Below are 18,999 nucleotides of genomic sequence, written 5' to 3' on the forward strand. Positions count from 1 at the left end.
CATCTGTCAACCGTTTGATAAAAAAGAGCACCCGGTCAGGTGCCCTTTTTTATAGAAGCGTAAACAACGCTTTTTTATTTTGTTGGAGCTGCTCGTCCAATGTTTTTACTTTCTCTTTTAATTGCTGAATGTCTTGGTTATTAGAACCTACTTTCTTTTCTAATGCACGGATTTCATTTTTCACTGCTTTCAGTTGATTAGAAAGCGAGAGCAGTTTGCCCATGAGTTCGTCAATTTGCTCTTGTTTTGCTTCCTCGCTATCGCCTTCATCCTCTTTCTCCACCGTTGTTTGGTTATCTGTTACCGTAGGAGAAGGGGTAACCGTATCGCTTGTCGTTTGGCTTGTTGTTTGGCTTGTTGTCGATGGCTCACCGGTTGCTCCAGTCGTCACACTTGGTTGATCACCCGGTGTTTGTGTTTGTGCTGTTGTTGGCGTTGTAGAATCCGTCGGCGTAGTGTCCGTTGGTGCTGGTTGCTCTTTCGGTTCGATAAGCGCTTGGATTTCAGCGGTTACGCTATTCATTCGTTCACTGATTTTCCCAACTTTTTTGTTCAATTGTGCTAATTTTTTCACAAGCATTTGTTGTTCTTTTTTTTGTTTTGCTAATTCTCGCTTCTCTTTTTCTACTTCCCTTTTCTCTTTTTTCTCCGCTAGCTTTTTTACCACAAACTCACTTTTTTCTGCATGTTTCGTGCTCGCAACGTGCTTTTCATCATGCTTCGCCGCAAACACCGGAGATGCGACAAGCATCGAAGCTAGTAGAATTGGTAATCCCTTTTTGAACATTACCGTTCCCTCCTTATGGATGTAGTAAGATTTGTTTGGTAATGGCAGCTGGCTGGCATAGGGTCTCCCTTAGCCCCTCTAGCTTTGCGACGCTAAGTTTCCTTAGCTGTGCCCTTATAAAAAATTATACCACGCTTTTCTTTTCTTACAATCAAGACAAAATCCCTATTTTTCTAGCAAAAATATGCAAACACACAAGGACAGAAGAAGCAAACGTAGAAGTTTATATAGCATCAAACTATTTGTGCAAAGGAGGAAAACGATGCTCGCAAACTGGCTAAAAGAATCAACGTCTACGGTCGTGTTTACCGGTGCAGGAATGTCGACAGAAAGTGGGTTGCCTGATTTTCGGTCGGCAAAAACGGGGCTTTGGCATACAAAAAATCCGCAACAATTAGCAAGTACGTATGCGCTACAACATAATCGGGAAGAATTTATCGCGTTTTACCAATATCGCATTCGCACACTTCGCGAATGTCAGCCACATATTGGGCACATGATTTTAGCCAATTGGCAAAAGCGAGGGCTCGTCCACCAAATCGTCACGCAAAATGTCGATGGCTTTCACCAACAAGCAGGCAGCACAAATGTGATTGAATTGCATGGGACGTTGCGAACCGTTCATTGTTTAGGCTGTCAACAAACATACGATGCCAAACGATATTTAGACGAACAGTTTGAGTGCACATGCGGCGGCTTTTTGCGCCCTTCCGTCGTCTTATTTGGCGAATCGCTTCCACCTGATGCCATCGACCAAGCGTGGACAGCCGCACAACAAGCCGATTTATGGATCGTGCTTGGCTCTTCTTTGCAAGTATCGCCAGCTAATCAATTGCCGCTCCTTGCGAAACGAAACGGTGCAAAATTAATCATCGTTAACATGGAACCGACGGAACTAGACGAATGGGCAGATCTCACTATTCACAACCGAAAAATCGGGGATGTTTTACAAGAAATCGATAAAACATTACGTTAGTATAGCAAAAAGAGAGCCGTCGGCTCTCTCTTTAATTTCGAATAAGATAGTCAAACGCTCCTAACGCAGCGGTAGCGCCTGAGCCCATCGAAATAATAATTTGTTTGTATGCGCTGTCAGTGCAGTCCCCTGCCGCAAAGACGCCTGGGACATTTGTCGCACCGTGTTTGTCGACAATAATTTCACCGAAGCGATTGCGTTCCACGACCCCTTCGAGCCATTCAGTATTTGGTACAAGACCAATTTGCACGAATACGCCTTGCAATTCAATGTGGTGCTCTTCGCCGGTTGCCCGGTCAATATACGTAATGCCGTCAACTTTGTCTGTTCCGGTAATTTCTTTCGTTTGGGCATTTTTGATGACCGTTACGTTCGGTAAGCTGTACAAGCGGTCTTGTAACACAGCGTCCGCTTTTAATTCTGGCGCAAATTCAAGCACGGTGACATGTTTGGCAATTCCTGCAAGGTCAATCGCCGCTTCAATACCAGAGTTCCCCCCGCCAATAACCGCGACGTGTTTTCCTTCAAACAACGGACCGTCGCAATGCGGGCAGTAGGCAACGCCCTTGTTTTTAAACTCTGCTTCTCCTGGTACACCAAGATTGCGCCAGCGCGCACCTGTGGCGAGAATAACCGTTTTGCTTTTTAAAACTGCACCATTTTCAAGCTCTACTTCAATCAATTCTTTCTTTTCTAGCCGTTGGACGCGCTGCAAGTTCATAATGTCAACATTGTAATGTTTGACATGCTCTTCAAGGCTTGCAGCAAGCTTCGGCCCTTCTGTGTATTTCACGCTAATGAAGTTTTCAATGCCTAGCGTATCTAAAATTTGCCCGCCAAAGCGTTCGGCAACAATACCAGTGCGAATGCCTTTCCGTGCCGCATAAATCGCAGCTGTTGCCCCTGCTGGTCCACCGCCGACAACAAGCACATCAAACGGCTCTTTGTCGGCAAAGGCGGAAGCGTCTGGTGTGCTTCCCAATTTTGCGAGAATTTCCTCAAGCGACATACGTCCACTAGCGAACAGTTCGCCGTTTAAAAAAACGGTCGGCACCGCCATAACGCCTTTCTGTTCAACTTCGTCTTTAAACGCTGCCCCGTCAATCATCGTATGCGAAACGTTCGGATTTAAAACGCTCATGACGTTCAATGCTTGGACGACATCTGGGCAATTATGGCACGTCAAACTGACGTATGTTTCAAAACGATAGGTACCTTTTAAGTTTTTAATTTGCTCTATAACCGCTTGATCGACTTTTGGCGGCCTTCCGCTTACTTGAAGTAGCGCTAAGACAAGCGACGTGAATTCATGTCCTAAAGGTACGCCCGCAAAGACAACGCCTGTTTCTTCTCCGATACGATTAACACTAAAACTTGGCGTTCTATCAAGCGTTGCTTGCTCTACTTTGATTTTCGAGGACATTGTGGCAAGTTCATCGACTAACGAAAGCATATCGCGGGAAACTTTGTCGTCTCCCGCGCTCACTTTTAACACAATGTCATTTTCCATCAATTGTAGATATTGGGCGAGCTGCGTTTTAATTTCCGCATCCAATATCATGAGAAGCCCTCCTTAAATTTTACCTACAAGGTCAAGGCTAGGCTTAAGCGTTTCTGCTCCTTCTTGCCATTTTGCTGGGCAAACTTCTCCTGGGTTGTTGCGCACGTATTGTGCTGCTTTAATTTTGTTTACGATTGTGTTTGCATCGCGGCCAATACCGTCTGCGTTAATTTCTACCGCTTGCACGACGCCATCTGGATCGATAATAAACGTCCCGCGTTGTGCAAGACCTGTTTCTTCATCAAGCACCTCAAACATGCGCGATAGTTTTTGCGATGGATCGCCGATCATCACGTATTCGATTTTGCTGATGGCTGGCGATGTATCGTGCCATGCTTTATGTGTGAAGTGTGTGTCTGTGGAAACAGAGTATACTTCCACTCCAAGGTCTTTTAGTGTTGCATATTGGTTTTGCAAGTCTTCTAACTCTGTTGGGCAAACGAATGTAAAGTCAGCTGGATAGAAGCAAACGACGCTCCATTTTCCTTTGAAATTTTCGTCTGTTACTTCGATGAAATTACCATTGTGATACGCCATCGCTTTAAATGGTTGTACTTGTTTGCCGATTAAAGACATTACTCATCTACCTCCTAAGAATAGTGGTCATTTAAATTATAATAATTTTAATTCGATATTTATTATCATATAGTAGTATCTATTTGTCAAGCCCTTCGCTCTAGTTTCTTTTGATTTTCGTGAAGGGATATGCAAAACTACCGTTTTATCGTACCCACATATACACTGCTTCGGCCTCTTTTTCATCGACATCGGTGACTTTGAAAAACATTCTAGGCATTACAGCAACAGCAAGTGTACGAAGCTGCTTCCGCTTCTGAAACCATGTCGCAGACGTTGCAATCGATTGAATACAGTATTTTCGTGTATACATTGTTTCGATACGAAACATACCGTTTCGCAAAGCGAGCTGCTCTCCTGAAATCGTCCACCCTGCCATTCGATAGCTTTTATAGCCAAGATAACTAGCAAGAGGCAACAAAAGTAGCAATCCGATCCCCCATGGTTGGAAGAAATAAGCGAGCGGACTTATCGGAATCGCCAATACGTACACAGGCCGAAGCATATATCGAACACGTGCCCGTTGAGGTAGCGGTTGAAATTGCTGGTGAATGCAGTACTCCGGAAAGCAAGCGGCAATAACTGAAACCGCCCGTTCCTTTTTCACAAACGGACAAAGAACGATACTCCCATTTTCTCCACCGTCTAACGAACCTCCTGCATGAATCATATGTACAGAAACATAACCAAGCAAGCGTTGAATGACGTTTTCTTTTATTATCATCCCCTGTACTCGTTTTTTTGATACCGTGAGCAGTTGTTTTTCAAATAATCCTCTGGAAATACCGATCGTCTCTTTTTGGTTTCGAACCGTAAAAAACGCATAGCGCAGCAGATGACGTCCAACTGAAAGAGCATAAGCGACGAGGAATAAAACGACAAGCGCCAGCGCGCCGTCCAGCGCATTACGAATTACCCCTTGCATATCGCGATATAAAACATCGTATGAAATAAAATCGTCTAACTGAGAAATAAAGGCGGAAATGGCCGCTAGTGCCCCAAACACTCCTCCGCTTGTAGCCGATAATAAAAACACGTCGCGAAACCGAAGGGAGAAAGCAATATCGTCAGACAGTTCCGAACCGGAAATCGGCGAAATGGCTTCAGCCGAACCACCCTTTTCTTTCGCTCTTCGAATTTGCTGGGCGATTTGCTCTGCCTCTTCTTTCGTCACTGCCGTCAAAACCGCCTCTGCTTTTCCTAATTCATTGCCCGCTGTTTCGATGTGTACTTGAACGACTCCGGCCAACCGCTGAAAAAAGCCGATGGAGAGAGAAATCCCTTGAATGCGTTCAAATGGAATCGAACTTTTTTGGCGAATGAATATCCCTTGTTCAATGTATAGCTCTTCATCATTGATTTGATACGTGAAGCGTAGCCATGTAAAAAATCCGGCCAATGTCGTATAGAAAAGAGCAACAGCCGGAACGGCGATATTCCAAACCATCGACACTTCACGAGCCTTCAGCACAACTGCCATAAACAGCGGCAATAACATATCTCTCCATTGTTTCGCAACATAAGAAAAGATTGAAATGGGATGAAGCCGCTTTTTTTCAAACATCGCGATCATCCACCTTGACAAACGCTGAGATTACATGGCATAACTTCTCGGCTTCTTGCTCATCAAGTGCTGGAATTTCATGTACCGTTGCCGCTGTAAAAATAACGACCGAAGCGAGTCGATACTTTTTTAACAACGGTCCTTGCCTGAAATCGACGTGTTGGACGCGGCTCATCGGAATAAGCGTACGCCTCCTTGTCCATACCCCATATTCGACTTCCATTTCTTTTTCGCGTACATCGTAACGCCACCGTTGCCAACGCCAGAGCGGCCATACCACAACAGATAGAAACAAATGAATAAGGAACAAAACAGCAAGCAACAAAACGACCCATTTTGGCCCATCAAATCTCCAAATGAAAAAAGAAACGATGCTATATCCAAGGAGAAATATCACGAGTCGAAGGAACGCGTGTATTCGCCAAACCGATACCGCCCGCTCAGAAATGCGCTTTGAAAGCTGCACCATTTTTTGTAATCCCCCTCATCTTTCTATTTCTTTATTTTACCATAGATAGTAACAAAAATGTTCATAAATGTTCTTGTTCGAGGGAAGAGGAAGAAAAGCTTGTGTTCAACCATATGATTTTTTGTTTTTTAGTAAAATAATGGATAATAAACATTCGTGATCTCACTATATAAATGCACATGGAAGTGTTAACATTTTTCGACTGTCACACGGACGCGTGACAGTCGAAAAAATAAATTAAACTCTCCAGTTGCATGTATATAGTATCGTGGAAGAAACTAGAGAAACAAACCGTGCACGACACATTAAAAATCAGCCAATACCATAAGCCAACTTCACTTTCTAAACAGATTTAAAAAGTGCAAGTTGGCTTATTAGTGAACTAATGGCTATACTAACGCATAAAGGTTAGACTTGTAGCGACTTTGTTTGCTGAGCAGTAAACCACAACACCCCTTACCGCTTCCCTTCATTTCGAAGATGTCTGTTCTAGCCATATCAATAGTGAACAGCAATTCGCCTTCCCCTCTCCTTCCTTTACTTTCCTCTAGTAGGTAACTCATGGGTACTTTTCATAGAATTTTTGACACTACCCGTTTAGAAGCGGAAGATTTCTTTCAGCATGAGGTGAAACATCGATAACATGTTTGTAGCACTGTCGGTTTTTGAAACGACGTTCCTTTATCCTGCGCTTATTACTGTTTGCTCCCCTTGCTGCAGCTGATACATTTGATAATATTTTCCCTTCTTTTCCATCAATTCGTCGTGGGTGCCACGTTCGATGATCATGCCACGGTCTAATACAAGAATTTGATCGGCATTTTTAATGGTAGACAACCGATGGGCGATAATAAACGTTGTCCGTCCTTGTTTTAACACGTCGAGTGCTTGCTGAATAACTGCTTCTGTTTCCGTATCGATATTGGAAGTCGCTTCATCAAGCACTAAGATGGCCGGATCAAACGCCAAGGCGCGGGCAAATGAGATGAGCTGACGCTGTCCAGACGATAACGTGCTCCCTTTTTCAATGACCGGTTCATCAAAACCATTTGGCAAGTTTTGTAGCAACTGTTCCGCACCGATATCGCGCAGTGCTTGTTCTACTTTGTCCCGACCAATCGTCGGATCGTGCAAGCTGACATTAGAAGCGATCGTTCCAGTGAACAAAAATGGATCTTGCAGTACGATTCCCATATGCTTGCGCAACCATTGTTTTGGCATCGTTTGAATATCGACCCCATCAATCAAAATGCGCCCTTGCTGAATATCATAAAAACGAAACAGCAAGTTCATCATGGAGCTTTTCCCTGAACCGGTATGGCCGACGAGCGCCACCGTTTCGCCTTGCTTGGCAGTAAACGTGATGTCTTTTAAGACGTACTCGCCTTCTTTATAGCCGAAATACACGTTTTCAAATACGACATTCCCTTTATAGCGTGGCATTTCTCCTTCATACACCTCATCACCTCGTTCATCGAGAAGCGCAAAGACTCGATTCGCCGCGACAAGTGCCTGCTCTAAGTTCGGAAGCTGGTTGACCATACCTGTCACTGGCTGGAACAGGCGGTTGAGATAATCAACAAATGCGTACAATACGCCCATAGAAATGACTCCGCTTTTTAATGAATCCCCACCAAAGTGCCAAATGAGCGCGACAAATGCCACGTTGCGGAGCACGCCGACTAAGTTATGCGACAAAAGCGCATTTAGGCACAAAAGTTTATTTTGGTACGTGAAATATTCGGTATTCCATTCCTCGAACTCACGCTCTGTTTCTTTTTGTCTTCCGAACACTTGGATGACCGTCATTCCTTGAATCGATTCGTTAATCATCGCATGAATGTCGCTTAAGCGCGAGCGAATGATATGGTTGTATTTCGAGGCATATTTCCGGTACACTTTCATCCATACAACTAAAATCGGCAAAAGGAGGAGGCAGACAGCCGCCAAACGGACGTCTAAAAGAAATAGCGCGATAAAAATGCCGGTAATATAAATCAAGCTTGTAAAAAATGTTGCCAATACGGTAACATAAAGCTCGCGAATCGCCTCGGTGTCGTTCGTTGCACGTGAGACAATTTTTCCTGCAGGCAAACGATCGAAATAACGAATGGGCAAGCGTTGAATGTGCGCAAACACATCATTTCGCATTTTCTGGATGATACGATTGGCGGTCATCTGCAAGTAATAACGCTGTCCGTATTGGAACGCAGTCGCTACAACGAGCAGTGCCATATAAATGCCTAACAAAAACACGATCCGGTAAATTTCTGGTCGATAAAAGCGCATCAGTTCGTTCGTGCTTAGTTTTTTTGCTGGATAGGAGACCGCTTCGCCCCCCTTGCGAATCGTAAGAAAACCGTCTCGGACGGATCGTCTGCCGTCAAAGGCGACCGATTGGGCAACAAAGTAGTAATGCCGTCCCACTTGCAAAACGCGGACTTCTTTCCCCTTCTTTTCGCCTTGGTTGAAATAACGATCGCGCTTATACCATTTCCCTTGATAAAAAACGGCGTTGTCCCCTTTCGCTGCTTCATACCAAGGCGACTCGATCGCTAAAATGTGCTGGTCAATTACTTTTTTAGCGATAAACGGCCCCGTCAATTCAGCAGCAACCGAAACAGCGAGCATGAACAGCGCGAAAATCATCATTTTTTTATATTGAAGCGCATAGGCAAATAGCCGTTTTCCGACGCTCATCGACACACCTCACTTTCTTTAGCCGCTGTTACTTGCTGGCGGAGCCATTGTTCATAATACCACCCGTTTTTGGCAAGCAGTTGTATATGAGTGCCTTCCTCGATTACCTTTCCATCCTCTAGCACAAGAATCCAATCCGCATGCTCGACCGCTGATAAACGATGCGTCGTAATGATCGTCGTTTTTCCAGCACGAGCGCAGCGAATGTTTTCCATAATCTCCGCTTCTGTTTTCGCATCGACGGCGGACAAGGCATCATCTAAAATTAAAATTTCTGGATCGATAAGTAGCGCCCTAGCAATCGAAAGCCGTTGTTTTTGTCCCCCTGATAAGGCAACGCCTTTTTCTCCGACTAACGTATGAATCCCTTCTGGAAGCCTGTCGATATCTTTACGAAACGCTGCTAAATCAATTGCTTGATTTAGTTCCTCGTCGGTCGCCTCCTTGTGTCCAAATAAAATGTTTTCTTTTACTGTTTTCGAAAATAGGACATGGTCTTGCGGCACATAGCCAATCCATCGCTGCACTTGCTCAATTGGGATTCGTGCAAGCGGGATGCCCGAGATCGTAATGCGCCCCGTTCCTAACGGATACTGTCGGAGAAATTGTTTAACGAGTGTTGTTTTTCCGCTTCCTGTTCGTCCGACTATCCCAAGCGTTTGCCCACGCCGAAGAACAAAAGAAATGTTTTTTAGATTTTGAACGTTTGAGGACGGGTAGCGAAATCCGACTTGATCGAATACAATCAACTCCGGTACCTCGACGGAACAAGAATCAGGAGCGTTTTGCACATCAGGAACATAGGCGAGCGTTTCATTGACGCGGTCAAGAGAGGCGTTGCCGCGCTGCATGACGTTAATGAGCTCGCCAATCGCAAACATCGGCCAAATCATCATCCCTAAATAGACGTTAAAGGAAACGAGCTCCCCGAGCGTGATCGCTTGATGGAATACGAAATATGAACCGTACCCTAATCCGATCAAATAACTCAGACCAACTAGCAACTTAATGGTCGGATCAAAGAGGGCGTCAATTTGAGCGACTTTCCTATTCTTTTGAAATACGTCTTCCGTAAGTGCCTGAAACCTTGCCTCGTCCGCTTTTTCCTGCACATAGGCGCGAATGACGCGGACGCCCGAGATGGACTCGAGCACATAATCGTTCATATCACCAAACGCATCTTGCGCCTTCGTGAAACGTGCATGAATTTTTTTTCCGTACATATTCATCGCTACCGCCATCATAGGAAGCGGCAGCAACGCTGCAAATGTCAGCTTCCAGCTGATCGTATAGCCCATCGTAAATAAAATGACGAGCATAAACGCGCTTGAATCGACAAGCGTCAAAATACCGAATCCCGCAGTGTTGGCGATCGCTTTCAAATCGTTCGTCGCCCGTGCCATTAAGTCACCGGTGCGATTTTTTTCGTAGAACGTCGGGGTCATTTGTAATAAATGTTTCATAAAGCTAGAACGTATGCTTCGTTCTAATAAAAACGCCCCCCCGAACAACTGATACATCCATATATAGTTGACGCCGTAAATCACTAACGCCAACCCGATGAGCCATCCGACATATTCCATAAGCTTGCCTTTAGTAAGCCCATCCGCATACAGATCATCAATCGCGAGTCCAAGCAATTTCGGCGGAATCGTTTCTATCATTCCCCCTATAATTAAGAGGGAAATGGCGATGACGTATCGTTTCCAATGCTGCTTAAAAAAGAAGCGCAGCTTCCACAATACCGAAAACATATCGGATCATCCCCTTCGTTTGGTCATTATCATCTAGCCGCTTCCCTTCTCCCTATCTAACAATGTAAAAAATATCGATCGTATTTCCATTGTGCATTCCTCCTTTAAATTTGTAGATGATAAGTTTTAAAACCATTGGTGCAACAAGCATTTCCGGTTTGTCAATTCTTCTTCGATCTGCCGGATAAGCCGTTCATGTTCGATCTCCTCCATCGTCCATTGTCGCCGTTGAATGGTGATAGTCACAAACCATAAATGGATCGTCATCGTCTTCCCCCCTTTCATCAATAAAAGCCGCGAGAGCAGAGAGTTCCCACGGCTTTAAGGCATAAAAAAGCCGCGGGAATGGCGCACTCCGCGGCTAAAAAGCGAAAAAACGCCGCGGAAACAAACGATCTCCTTCCCGCGGCGTTTGTTGGACTATTTAAACTAAAATCACCGTAACAGGCTCGGAAGGTCGAATCGTTTGTGGATGTTTAGTTGTACGTGCTGTTCGTTTGATCATTGTTTTCATTTTGTTCACCCTCCTTCCGAAATCATGTTACAAAGTAAATTATATCCAAAACATGTGACGTTGTAAATGGTTTTATGGAAATTTTCTTAATTTATCGTTTCCGCCTGTTCGATAAGCTGTAATCGTTAGCTCGATTTTTTTCCTTTTTTGCAATTCCCTGTTTCGTCTTTTGGCAGAACAAATGAATACGACCGCGACGATCGCAAAAAAGAAAGGCATAGCGCCGCCTATAGGCATTTTACACTTCTCTTTTTGTCATACTACACCTGTTTCACACAGAGACAACATTCAACAGTGCGATCCAATTCACGGATTCTCCTCTTAACAACTCCCCCACCTTCCCTCTGCTTAGAGGTGGGGGACTCCTTGCCTAATGCCGTTGAATAGAAAATCGTGTTTGTTTGCTGTAAATATTAAGTAAAATGCCGCCGAATACAAACGCCGCTCCAATGGTATGAGCGAGATTCAACTGTTCGTTAAAAAAGATCGTACCCATAATGGAGGCGGAAATGGGCATTACGTTAATGAAAATAGAGGCGGTCGAAGCACCTACTTTTTGAATGCCATTGTACCACCAAACGAAGCTAATGGCCGAAACGATGACCGCTACATACAGCACACTCAGCCAAACATCCCATCCACTCGCCTGAATGGACGTAAAAGAAGTGTAATGTAGCGCAAACGGAGCTAGAAAAAGCGTTCCGAAGCCTGTTGCGTACGTTGTCGATGCAAGCGGGCTATATTTTTTCATCGCGACTTTTCCGATCACGGAATATGTACTCCAGCTGAAACATGCGCCCACTAGCACAAGGTCGATGGGAGCGATGCCGATTTGGATGAGCACGGACGGATGGCCATTTGTAATGATATAGACAGCCCCAAATAAAGCCATCACCATGCCCAATATACTTTTTCCGTTCATTTTTTCCTTAAGAAATAGTGCGGACAATAGCGTAATTAACGGCGCGTTGACGGCAATGACTAGCGAGCTTTTCACAATCGGCGCATATTTAGTAGCGATAAAAAAGAAAATGTTGTATAAAAATACCCCTGTCAACCCAAGCAGCGCAAACACTCCCCAGTCTTTTTTCGTTGGGGTCGGAAGGTTCGGCTCTTTCCAATACAGCAATGGAAATAAAATCAAGCTGGCACCGAAAAAGCGAAAAAACGCAACGGAGACAGGATGTAAAGTGGCCGTTGCAATTTTTCCTGCGACAAAGGCACCACCCCAAATGGCAGCGGTTAAAAACAAAAAGATATATGTTTTCGTATTTTTAGTTTCCACGAAAAATCCTCCCCGTCGTTCTTCAAAATTTTGTTATAATAAAATTCTACAAATAATTGGTCATAGGTGTTATCGATAATAATTGATACCGCTCATCAATATTTTTGATAGGAGTTTGTTGTCTATGAACATCGACTATTTGCAGACGTTCCGGGAAGTAGCCAAATGGAACAGTTTTACGAAGGCTGGCGAAATGCTGGGATATGCGCAATCGAGCGTAACGACGCAAATTAAAAAGCTTGAAGAAGAATTTGGCGTTGTTTTGTTTGAACGCTGGGGAGGCAAGATTAAGTTGACGCCTGCCGGTGCGGAGTTGCTGGAGTATGCGAATAAAATTGTCAGTTTGCTAGATGAAGCGAAACAAACCCTTTCCGCACAGGCAGAGCTTACAGGAAGCGTATCGATCGGCACGATTGAGTCGGTAGCCGGGTTTTATCTTCCCCCGTATTTGCAAGCATTTAAACATAAACATCCGAAAGTCAATTTACTCTTGCAACAAAATATTTGCAAAAACTTATTAAAAGGCGTTAAACAAGGAACATTCGACTTGGCTATCATTCTCGATGAGCAGCAAGAAGATCCAGATTTGCACGTTCAAGTACTTAAAAAAGAGCCGTTAGTGCTTGTGGTAAAACCAGATCATCCTTTTGCTCAATCAGGGAAGATGAACTTGCAATCGTTGGGCAATGAAAAGCTCATTGTCACTGAACAAGGTTGTAGCTATCGTGAAATGATTGAAGGTTTGTACCGCCATCACGGCATTCGTTTTGAATACACGATTGAATTGGGGAGCATTGAAGCGATCAAGCGCTGCGTCGCTTATGGTCTTGGCATTGCGTTTTTGCCGCTCATGGCGGTGGAAGCAGAATTAGAAAAAGAGAGGTTGGTACGCATTCCCCTTCCATCGATGGAAATCAATCTATACCTTCAGCTTGTATACCATCGCAAAAAATGGTTATCACAGCCGATAAAACAGTTGATGGAGCTCTTCGTTCACATAGAAGGCGTAGTGTAGGGGAGGAAGGATTATCCCTTCGTCCTTCTTCCACTTCGATAGTTGACATAGTATTTTTATGGGAGATAAATTAATTGATCTAGGCGTGTTGATTAACCAATAAAAACCCGTTGACATTGCTCTATTCCTAGCTTTTCTGCCGTTGTCGGCACTTTGCCAACCGGGACCTCGAACAATGAACGCTTTGCGGGCAAATGACATTTGCCCGCCGGCGTTCTTGTTCGAGGGAAAAGGCAGAAAAGTTTGTGCTCAGGCATCTGATTCTATGGCTCTTCTCCAAAAGTTGTGCTCGATTTTCTATAACACGCTCTACTGACGCTTGCGAGGAAGAATCAGCAAACCAATGATTTTTGCACATTCTTGTTCAAGAAAGCGTATCACTTGTCAAGTACATGTTGTGGTGATGAACCAATAAAAAGAAACTTTTTACGTTCTTTAAACAACCGATCATAATCCACCGCCATCTATGCACCTCACTTTCCGTTTTATTGCATATTTTTCGACAAAAGCGTTGATGTTCCTGCTTTATAAATGAAAAAACAGAGAGGAGCGCTCTCTGTTTCTATGAAACCGCGACAATCTTCTGGGCGTGACAAACACCATGTTAAGATCGTATAATAGAACAAAATACGCCTAGAAAGGAGGAAAATCATGGATTATATGGATTATAACGAACAGGTGCGTCAACAACTAATTAAAAGCGTTTCCAGTCTATCAGACGAACAGCTGAATACTTGGGTGACGGAAGGAAATTGGACCATCGCTCAAGTGCTTGAACACCTGTACTTAATCGAAACATCGATCGCTACTATGATCGCCCATACATTAACGTACGGCGTCAGCGAGCCGGTGGAGAAGAAACCGATCCACTTGACCATTGACCGTTCCAAAAAAGTGGAAGCGCCTGATTTCGCCCGCCCAAGTGATCGCTTTTTCTCCCGACATGAGCTCGAAGAAAAATTGCACCAATCGCGACAACGGTTGCGCGAAGTCGCTCAGCAAGCCAACGAAGCTGACTTGGAAACCAAATCGTTCTCACATCCCATTTTCGGACCACTAAATTTAAAGCAATGGGTGGAATTTGTCGGCTACCATGAACAGCGCCATCTCTTGCAAATTGAAGAGATCAAAGCTCATCTGTCCTAGAACCGGAGCTGACCCAAAAGTACACTAAAAAGTAGACTTTTGGAATCAGCTCCTTTTCCTCTGTTCCTATCTTCCTTTTCATTCGGGGCACAGGCACCACATTTAAACAAGTTCTAGCGCCACGGTTTCTTTTAAGCCAAGCGTTCGCGCGGCAAGCGCTTGGACGTCGCGTAAAAGCGTTTCGTTTTTCATGAGCGACACGCCGTATGAAGGAATCATTTCTTTAATTTTCGGTTCCCATGCTTTCATTTGTTCTGGGAAGCATTTTTCCATCACTTCAAGCATGACGTGCACAGCGGTCGAAGCGCCTGGGGACGCGCCAAGCAAAGCAGCGACGGAACCATCGTGTGCAGCAACGACTTCTGTCCCAAATTGAAGCGTGCCTTTTCCTCCTGCTGGTGTATCTTTAATGACTTGCACACGCTGCCCTGCGACAACTAAATCCCAATCTTCGCTTTTTGCGTTCGGAATAAATTCGCGCAATTCTTCCATGCGCTGTTCTTTCGATAACATCACTTGCTCAATTAAATATTTCGTCAACGGCATATTTTTCGCGCCGGCTGCAAGCATCGTCAAAAGGTTATGCGGCTTGACGGACGTAATTAAGTCAAGCAGTGAACCGTTCTTTAAAAACTTTGGCGAAAAGCCGGCAAACGGGCCAAATAATAGCATTTTTTTGTTATCAATAAACCGCGTATCCAAATGCGGAACGGACATTGGCGGTGCGCCGACTTTCGCTTTGCCGTAAACTTTCGCATGATGTTGTTCGGCGACTGCTGGATTATTACAGACCATAAATAGTCCGCTCACCGGGAAGCCGCCGATCCCTTTCCCTTCAGGAATGCCGGATTTTTGCAGTAAATGCAAACTTCCACCGCCAGCACCGATAAAGACGAATTTCGCTACATAATGTTCGACTTCCCCGCTCACTAAATGGCGCACTTTCAGTTCCCATAAACCATCGCTTGTCCGTTTCATGTCGTCCACATGATGTTTGTATCGAATATCGACCCCTTTTTTCGCTAAGTAGTCAAACAACATGCGCGTTAACGCACCGAAGTTGACGTCTGTGCCTGATTCGATTTTTGTCGCGGCAATCGGTTCTGTTACGATGCGGTCTTCCATCATCAGTGGAATCCACTCTTTTAGTTTTTGTGGATCATCGGAAAATTCCATTCCTTGAAATAACGGATTGTTTGCCAATGCGTCAAACCGTTTCTTTAAAAACGTGACATTTTCTTCCCCTTGCACAAAGCTCATATGCGGAAGGGGCATAATAAATTCTTTTGGGTTGCGAATGCGGTTGTTTTGCACAAGATATGACCAAAACTGCAACGACTCGTGAAACTGTTCGTTAATTTTAATCGCTTTGCTTACATCGATCGATCCGTCCGGTTTTTCGACTGTGTAGTTTAGTTCACAAAGTGCGGCATGACCCGTTCCGGCATTATTCCATTCGTTTGAACTTTCATCTGCTGGTTGCCCTAGTCTTTCAAAGACAGTAATGTCCCATCCCGGCGCTAATTCTTTCAGCAATGTCCCTAACGTTGCACTCATAATCCCGGCACCAATTAAAATGACATCTGTTTTCGTTTGTTTGCTCACCATATGAACCCCCTTGATTTACAAAAGCACGCAATCTTGCAAGCCAAAAACTACGACCTTCCATCCCTTTTCAAATTAATTATAACACAATTAAGTTATAGTATGTCACTATTATTCCTAAACTTAAAAATGTGTTTATATTATTTTTGTTGCGTATTAAACCGCTGCCCACTGACACGAATCGACACTATTCTGTCTATATTGATTTTACAAAATCGTTTGATATTTTGCTAGCATGATTTTTATTCACTATTTGGATCACGAAGAGTTATTGCAAACGTCGCATTTCGCTCAAATGGCTTAACAAGGAAAAAAGCGAACAGACATCAACATCTGTTCGCCTTTTCATTACTCTACGCTCGTTTCTTGCGTGCGAATAAATTCCTCATAAAACGCGGCTAAAGAAGTGTAAATGTAAGGGATAAGCCATAATAGCCCAATGCCTAGCGTGAGAATGGAAAGAAGCCCCCAACCGATAAAGCTTAAATACAATAAAAACAGTTTCCATTTGTACCCTTTCATCCGTTTTTTGCTTTCGGTAATAGCTTGGAGCGCACTGTATTCCGGATGGTCTTTTAATAGAAAAAATGTTTGCGAGTATGCGAACGACTTGACAATGCCAGGAATGATAAGTAAAAGACTCCAAAGAAAGACGAAAATGCCAAATAAAATCGACGTGCCGATTAGCTTAAACGGCAATTTTGCTGGCGTGTAAGCTGAAAACATGCGTGAGACGTGAAGATGTTGTCCTCTGTATACGTCTAAAAACGCCCAATACATCGCAATGCCTAATGGAATGAGAGCAAAGGAGTACAATAAATTAAAGATGCTCGCCGCTATCGGTGGGTTTTCTTGCTCAATCCATGCGTTCCACCCACCGCTTGCCAACATTTCAATGATAGTTGGGACGAGCGTGCTCATGAAAAAGTACACAAGCATAAATAAAACCGCCGCGCCCCATTTTCCTTTTAGTGCCTGCCTCGCTTGCCGCCTCAGCATAGATAATGTCATCATCATTCCCCCTTTATTAAATGTACAATACAATCATATACGAGTTCCTTTCCTACTTTATCATATATTCCAGAAAAATTCCATGTGTTATTCCTTAATACAATACAACGTTTATTCTCTGGATAGCGGAAAACAATCGTATCACTTCCCGAATGACACTTTCCAAATATTTTTATATAATCATACATATGGATATGGGGGTGAGGAAATGAAAAGTATGAAACCAGGGCGCGGACCTTCGTTTCAAGGAGTAGCAGGGAGCATCGTTGCGATTGTATTCGGCGTTTTTTGGACGGTGATGGCGTTCTCAATCACAAACGAGTCGCCTTTTCCTGTCACGAAGGTTTTCCCCTTCTTTGGACTTATTTTTATCGGGCTCGGTATTTTTCAAGCCATCTACCACTATAAAAATGCGACAGGGAAAAATCGTATGTCCGTTATCGACATTGTGGATAGCAAAGAAGAGCCAGACCCGCTAAATGCTCGGTTTGGCAGAAATCCTTCTTCCGCAGAAAAGATGGAAGCAAGCGGGGAGAATCGGCACTATTGCCCATACTGCGACCAACAAGTGCAAAACGATTTCGCCTTTTGCCCAGCATGCGGAAAACGTATTTGAGGTGCTTCTTTTTGGACAAAAAATCTCCCCCTCTTTTCGTTCACGGATGTACAACCATACCCTTTAATATGATATAGTAGTAGATGGAAGGTGGGATATTATGCTAAAAGAGTTTAAAGCATTTGCGATGCGGGGGAACATTGTAGATTTGGCCATCGGGGTAATTATCGGGGGAGCGTTTAATAAAATTGTTTCTTCGCTTGTAAACGACATGGTGATGCCGCTCATTGGCTTAGTGCTCGGTGGTGTTAATTTAAGTGCGCTCTCCTTTACGATTGGCGATGCCTCTATTAAATACGGGATGTTTTTACAAACGATCGTCGATTTTCTGATTGTTGCTTTTTCCGTATTTTGCATCGTCAAAGTGCTCAACAAGTTAAAGAAACAAGAAGAGCAACAAAACACAGCACCGGTTGTCACGAAGCAAGAAGCTCTTCTAACCGAAATTCGCGATTTGTTAAAACATCGGCAAGTGGAACAATAAGCGAACAGCTTAGCTGTTCGCTTATTTGCCAAAAAACCCTTTTAACGCAAACGCGACGTTTTGCGGCCGTTCGGCGAGGCGGCGCATAAAATATCCGAACCAGTCGTTGCCAAACGGAACGTAGATGCGCATCGTATAGCCTTCTTTCGCAAGCTGAAGCTGCATATCTGTCCGAAAGCCGTACAACATTTGAAACTCAAATTGTTCTTTAGGAATACCATGTTCTTTCGTAAATTGCTTCACTTTTTCAATGATATGATGATCATGCGTCGCAATCGCCGTATAGCTACCGCTTAACAAATGTGTTTTAATAATCGTCATGTAATTTTCGTCAATTTGTACTTTCTCTTGATAAGCGACTTCCGGCGGCTCTTTATATGCCCCTTTGACTAAGCGAAGCGATACGCCTTTTAAGTCTTTTACATCTTGCTCGGCGCGATACAAATACGCTTGAATGACCGTTCCAACGTTGTCGTACGTTTTGCGAAGTTCGCACAATAAATCAAGGGTCGCTTGACAACGTGCAGAATCTTCCATATCAATGCGGACGAAGTTGTTGTATTTCTTCGCCGTTCCGACGATTTGACGCATATTTTCCAAACAAAAAGCAAAATCGATATCAAGCCCAAGTTGTGTTAACTTCACAGAAAGATTGCTTTTTACGCCTGCTTGGTGAATCGCTTCTAACGTACGCACATTATATTGCGTCGCTTCGAGCGCTTCTTCGCGATTAGAAACAAATTCGCCTAAATGGTCAAGCGTACAAACGAGCCCTTTTTCGTTTAATTCTTTTACTTTCGCGATGGCGCTGTCGATCGTTTCCCCAGCGACGACATGGGAAGCACCAAAGCGGAGCCCCCATTTGCGCGCTGCTTGATTGAGCATTTTGCTTTTTGAAATCGATAAAAATACATTTTTCGATACCGTTTCGATCAC

At 44.0% G+C, this 18,999-nt stretch carries 17 protein-coding genes and 1 riboswitch; of the genes, 5 read left to right on the forward strand and 12 right to left on the reverse strand.

All coding sequences use genetic code 11. The annotated features are described in order from the left end of the window. Window positions 1-49 precede the first annotated feature (49 nt). Complete coding sequence (locus tag GFC30_RS10975; protein ID WP_066325474.1) at window positions 50-787, reverse strand: hypothetical protein; 738 nt, start codon at window positions 785-787, stop codon at window positions 50-52. A 40-nt stretch (window positions 788-827) separates the two neighbouring features. Beyond that, window positions 828-910, reverse strand: a riboswitch (cyclic di-GMP riboswitch). A gap of 139 nt (window positions 911-1,049) precedes the next feature. On the opposite strand from GFC30_RS10975, the gene GFC30_RS10980 reads away from it, so the two are divergent. Next, a complete protein-coding gene (locus GFC30_RS10980; RefSeq protein WP_066325476.1) occupies window positions 1,050-1,763 on the forward strand; it encodes an NAD-dependent deacylase in 714 nt (237 codons plus the stop codon). A 31-nt stretch (window positions 1,764-1,794) separates the two neighbouring features. Here the strand turns inward: GFC30_RS10980 and ahpF are convergent, their stop codons facing one another. From ahpF to GFC30_RS11015, 8 genes are all read right to left on the reverse strand, one after another. Continuing rightward, entirely contained in the window at window positions 1,795-3,324 is a 1,530-nt protein-coding gene (gene ahpF / locus GFC30_RS10985; RefSeq protein ID WP_066325478.1) for an alkyl hydroperoxide reductase subunit F, read from the reverse strand. A gap of 12 nt (window positions 3,325-3,336) precedes the next feature. Further along, window positions 3,337-3,900: an alkyl hydroperoxide reductase subunit C gene (ahpC, locus tag GFC30_RS10990; RefSeq protein WP_066325480.1), complete on the reverse strand. Its 564-nt coding sequence runs from the start codon at window positions 3,898-3,900 to the stop codon at window positions 3,337-3,339. Window positions 3,901-4,045: 145 nt separating this feature from the next. Then, window positions 4,046-5,464 carry a PH domain-containing protein gene (locus GFC30_RS10995; protein WP_084256317.1) on the reverse strand — a complete coding sequence of 473 codons (1,419 nt, stop codon included), beginning with the start codon at window positions 5,462-5,464 and terminating at the stop codon, window positions 4,046-4,048. Continuing rightward, window positions 5,457-5,933, reverse strand: a complete 477-nt coding sequence (locus GFC30_RS11000) for a PH domain-containing protein (RefSeq protein ID WP_066325482.1) — start codon at window positions 5,931-5,933, stop codon at window positions 5,457-5,459. The genes GFC30_RS10995 and GFC30_RS11000 overlap by 8 nt, the downstream gene beginning before the upstream one ends. Window positions 5,934-6,614: 681 nt before the next feature. Continuing rightward, window positions 6,615-8,633, reverse strand: coding sequence for an ABC transporter ATP-binding protein (locus GFC30_RS11005; RefSeq protein ID WP_066325485.1), 2,019 nt, complete (start codon window positions 8,631-8,633; stop codon window positions 6,615-6,617). Continuing rightward, window positions 8,630-10,387 (reverse strand): ABC transporter ATP-binding protein, encoded by a 1,758-nt coding sequence (locus GFC30_RS11010; RefSeq protein ID WP_066325488.1) that lies wholly within the window; start codon window positions 10,385-10,387, stop codon window positions 8,630-8,632. Before GFC30_RS11010 ends, GFC30_RS11005 begins: the two co-directional genes overlap by 4 nt. 126 nt (window positions 10,388-10,513) lie before the next feature. Then, on the reverse strand, window positions 10,514-10,654 hold the full coding sequence (locus GFC30_RS16595) for a YrzI family small protein (protein WP_084256319.1): 141 nt from the start codon (window positions 10,652-10,654) through the stop codon (window positions 10,514-10,516). A 617-nt stretch (window positions 10,655-11,271) separates the two neighbouring features. After that, entirely contained in the window at window positions 11,272-12,186 is a 915-nt protein-coding gene (locus GFC30_RS11015) for a DMT family transporter (protein WP_066325490.1), read from the reverse strand. Between the two features lie 124 nt (window positions 12,187-12,310). Here GFC30_RS11015 and GFC30_RS11020 point away from each other — a divergent pair, with 124 nt between their 5' ends. Further along, on the forward strand, window positions 12,311-13,201 hold the full coding sequence (locus GFC30_RS11020; RefSeq protein ID WP_179946272.1) for a LysR family transcriptional regulator: 891 nt from the start codon (window positions 12,311-12,313) through the stop codon (window positions 13,199-13,201). A 651-nt stretch (window positions 13,202-13,852) separates the two neighbouring features. Next, window positions 13,853-14,347, forward strand: a complete 495-nt coding sequence (locus GFC30_RS11025) for a DinB family protein (protein WP_238583499.1) — start codon at window positions 13,853-13,855, stop codon at window positions 14,345-14,347. A 102-nt stretch (window positions 14,348-14,449) separates the two neighbouring features. On the opposite strand, the gene GFC30_RS11030 is transcribed toward GFC30_RS11025, so the two are convergent. Both GFC30_RS11030 and GFC30_RS11035 read right to left on the reverse strand, forming a co-directional pair. Then, the gene (locus GFC30_RS11030) at window positions 14,450-15,955 is read right to left on the reverse strand and encodes a malate:quinone oxidoreductase (RefSeq protein WP_066325495.1); all 1,506 of its coding nucleotides are present in this window, start codon (window positions 15,953-15,955) and stop codon (window positions 14,450-14,452) included. 345 nt (window positions 15,956-16,300) lie between these two features. Continuing rightward, complete coding sequence (locus GFC30_RS11035) at window positions 16,301-16,963, reverse strand: DUF975 family protein (protein ID WP_066325496.1); 663 nt, start codon at window positions 16,961-16,963, stop codon at window positions 16,301-16,303. Window positions 16,964-17,171: 208 nt separating this feature from the next. On the opposite strand from GFC30_RS11035, the gene GFC30_RS11040 reads away from it, so the two are divergent. Together GFC30_RS11040 and mscL are read left to right on the forward strand one after the other, a co-directional pair. Then, a complete protein-coding gene (locus tag GFC30_RS11040) occupies window positions 17,172-17,579 on the forward strand; it encodes a zinc ribbon domain-containing protein (protein ID WP_066325498.1) in 408 nt (135 codons plus the stop codon). A 100-nt stretch (window positions 17,580-17,679) separates the two neighbouring features. Further along, complete coding sequence (mscL, locus tag GFC30_RS11045) at window positions 17,680-18,063, forward strand: large conductance mechanosensitive channel protein MscL (protein WP_066325499.1); 384 nt, start codon at window positions 17,680-17,682, stop codon at window positions 18,061-18,063. A gap of 21 nt (window positions 18,064-18,084) precedes the next feature. On the opposite strand, the gene GFC30_RS11050 is transcribed toward mscL, so the two are convergent. Beyond that, window positions 18,085-18,999, reverse strand: coding sequence for a proline dehydrogenase family protein (locus GFC30_RS11050; RefSeq protein ID WP_066325501.1), 915 nt, complete (start codon window positions 18,997-18,999; stop codon window positions 18,085-18,087).

Source organism: Anoxybacillus amylolyticus, from assembly GCF_001634285.1.
In the GTDB taxonomy this organism is placed as follows: Bacteria; Bacillota; Bacilli; order Bacillales; family Anoxybacillaceae; genus Anoxybacteroides; species Anoxybacteroides amylolyticum.

Excerpts from the sequence above, each read along its gene's own strand:
- GFC30_RS11025 (WP_238583499.1), top strand. The coding sequence starts at position 13,853 with ATGGATTATATGGATTATAACGAACAGGTGCGTCAACAACTAATTAAA.
- GFC30_RS11020 (WP_179946272.1), top strand. The coding sequence starts at position 12,311 with ATGAACATCGACTATTTGCAGACGTTCCGGGAAGTAGCCAAATGGAAC.
- GFC30_RS11040 (WP_066325498.1), top strand. The coding sequence starts at position 17,172 with ATGAAAAGTATGAAACCAGGGCGCGGACCTTCGTTTCAAGGAGTAGCA.
- GFC30_RS10975 (WP_066325474.1), bottom strand. The coding sequence starts at position 787 with ATGTTCAAAAAGGGATTACCAATTCTACTAGCTTCGATGCTTGTCGCA.
- GFC30_RS11035 (WP_066325496.1), bottom strand. The coding sequence starts at position 16,963 with ATGACATTATCTATGCTGAGGCGGCAAGCGAGGCAGGCACTAAAAGGA.
- GFC30_RS11010 (WP_066325488.1), bottom strand. The coding sequence starts at position 10,387 with ATGTTTTCGGTATTGTGGAAGCTGCGCTTCTTTTTTAAGCAGCATTGG.
- GFC30_RS16595 (WP_084256319.1), bottom strand. The coding sequence starts at position 10,654 with ATGACGATCCATTTATGGTTTGTGACTATCACCATTCAACGGCGACAA.
- GFC30_RS11005 (WP_066325485.1), bottom strand. The coding sequence starts at position 8,633 with ATGAGCGTCGGAAAACGGCTATTTGCCTATGCGCTTCAATATAAAAAA.
- GFC30_RS10980 (WP_066325476.1), top strand. The coding sequence starts at position 1,050 with ATGCTCGCAAACTGGCTAAAAGAATCAACGTCTACGGTCGTGTTTACC.
- GFC30_RS11030 (WP_066325495.1), bottom strand. The coding sequence starts at position 15,955 with ATGGTGAGCAAACAAACGAAAACAGATGTCATTTTAATTGGTGCCGGG.
- ahpC (WP_066325480.1), bottom strand. The coding sequence starts at position 3,900 with ATGTCTTTAATCGGCAAACAAGTACAACCATTTAAAGCGATGGCGTAT.
- ahpF (WP_066325478.1), bottom strand. The coding sequence starts at position 3,324 with ATGATATTGGATGCGGAAATTAAAACGCAGCTCGCCCAATATCTACAA.
- mscL (WP_066325499.1), top strand. The coding sequence starts at position 17,680 with ATGCTAAAAGAGTTTAAAGCATTTGCGATGCGGGGGAACATTGTAGAT.
- GFC30_RS11000 (WP_066325482.1), bottom strand. The coding sequence starts at position 5,933 with ATGGTGCAGCTTTCAAAGCGCATTTCTGAGCGGGCGGTATCGGTTTGG.
- GFC30_RS10995 (WP_084256317.1), bottom strand. The coding sequence starts at position 5,464 with ATGTTTGAAAAAAAGCGGCTTCATCCCATTTCAATCTTTTCTTATGTT.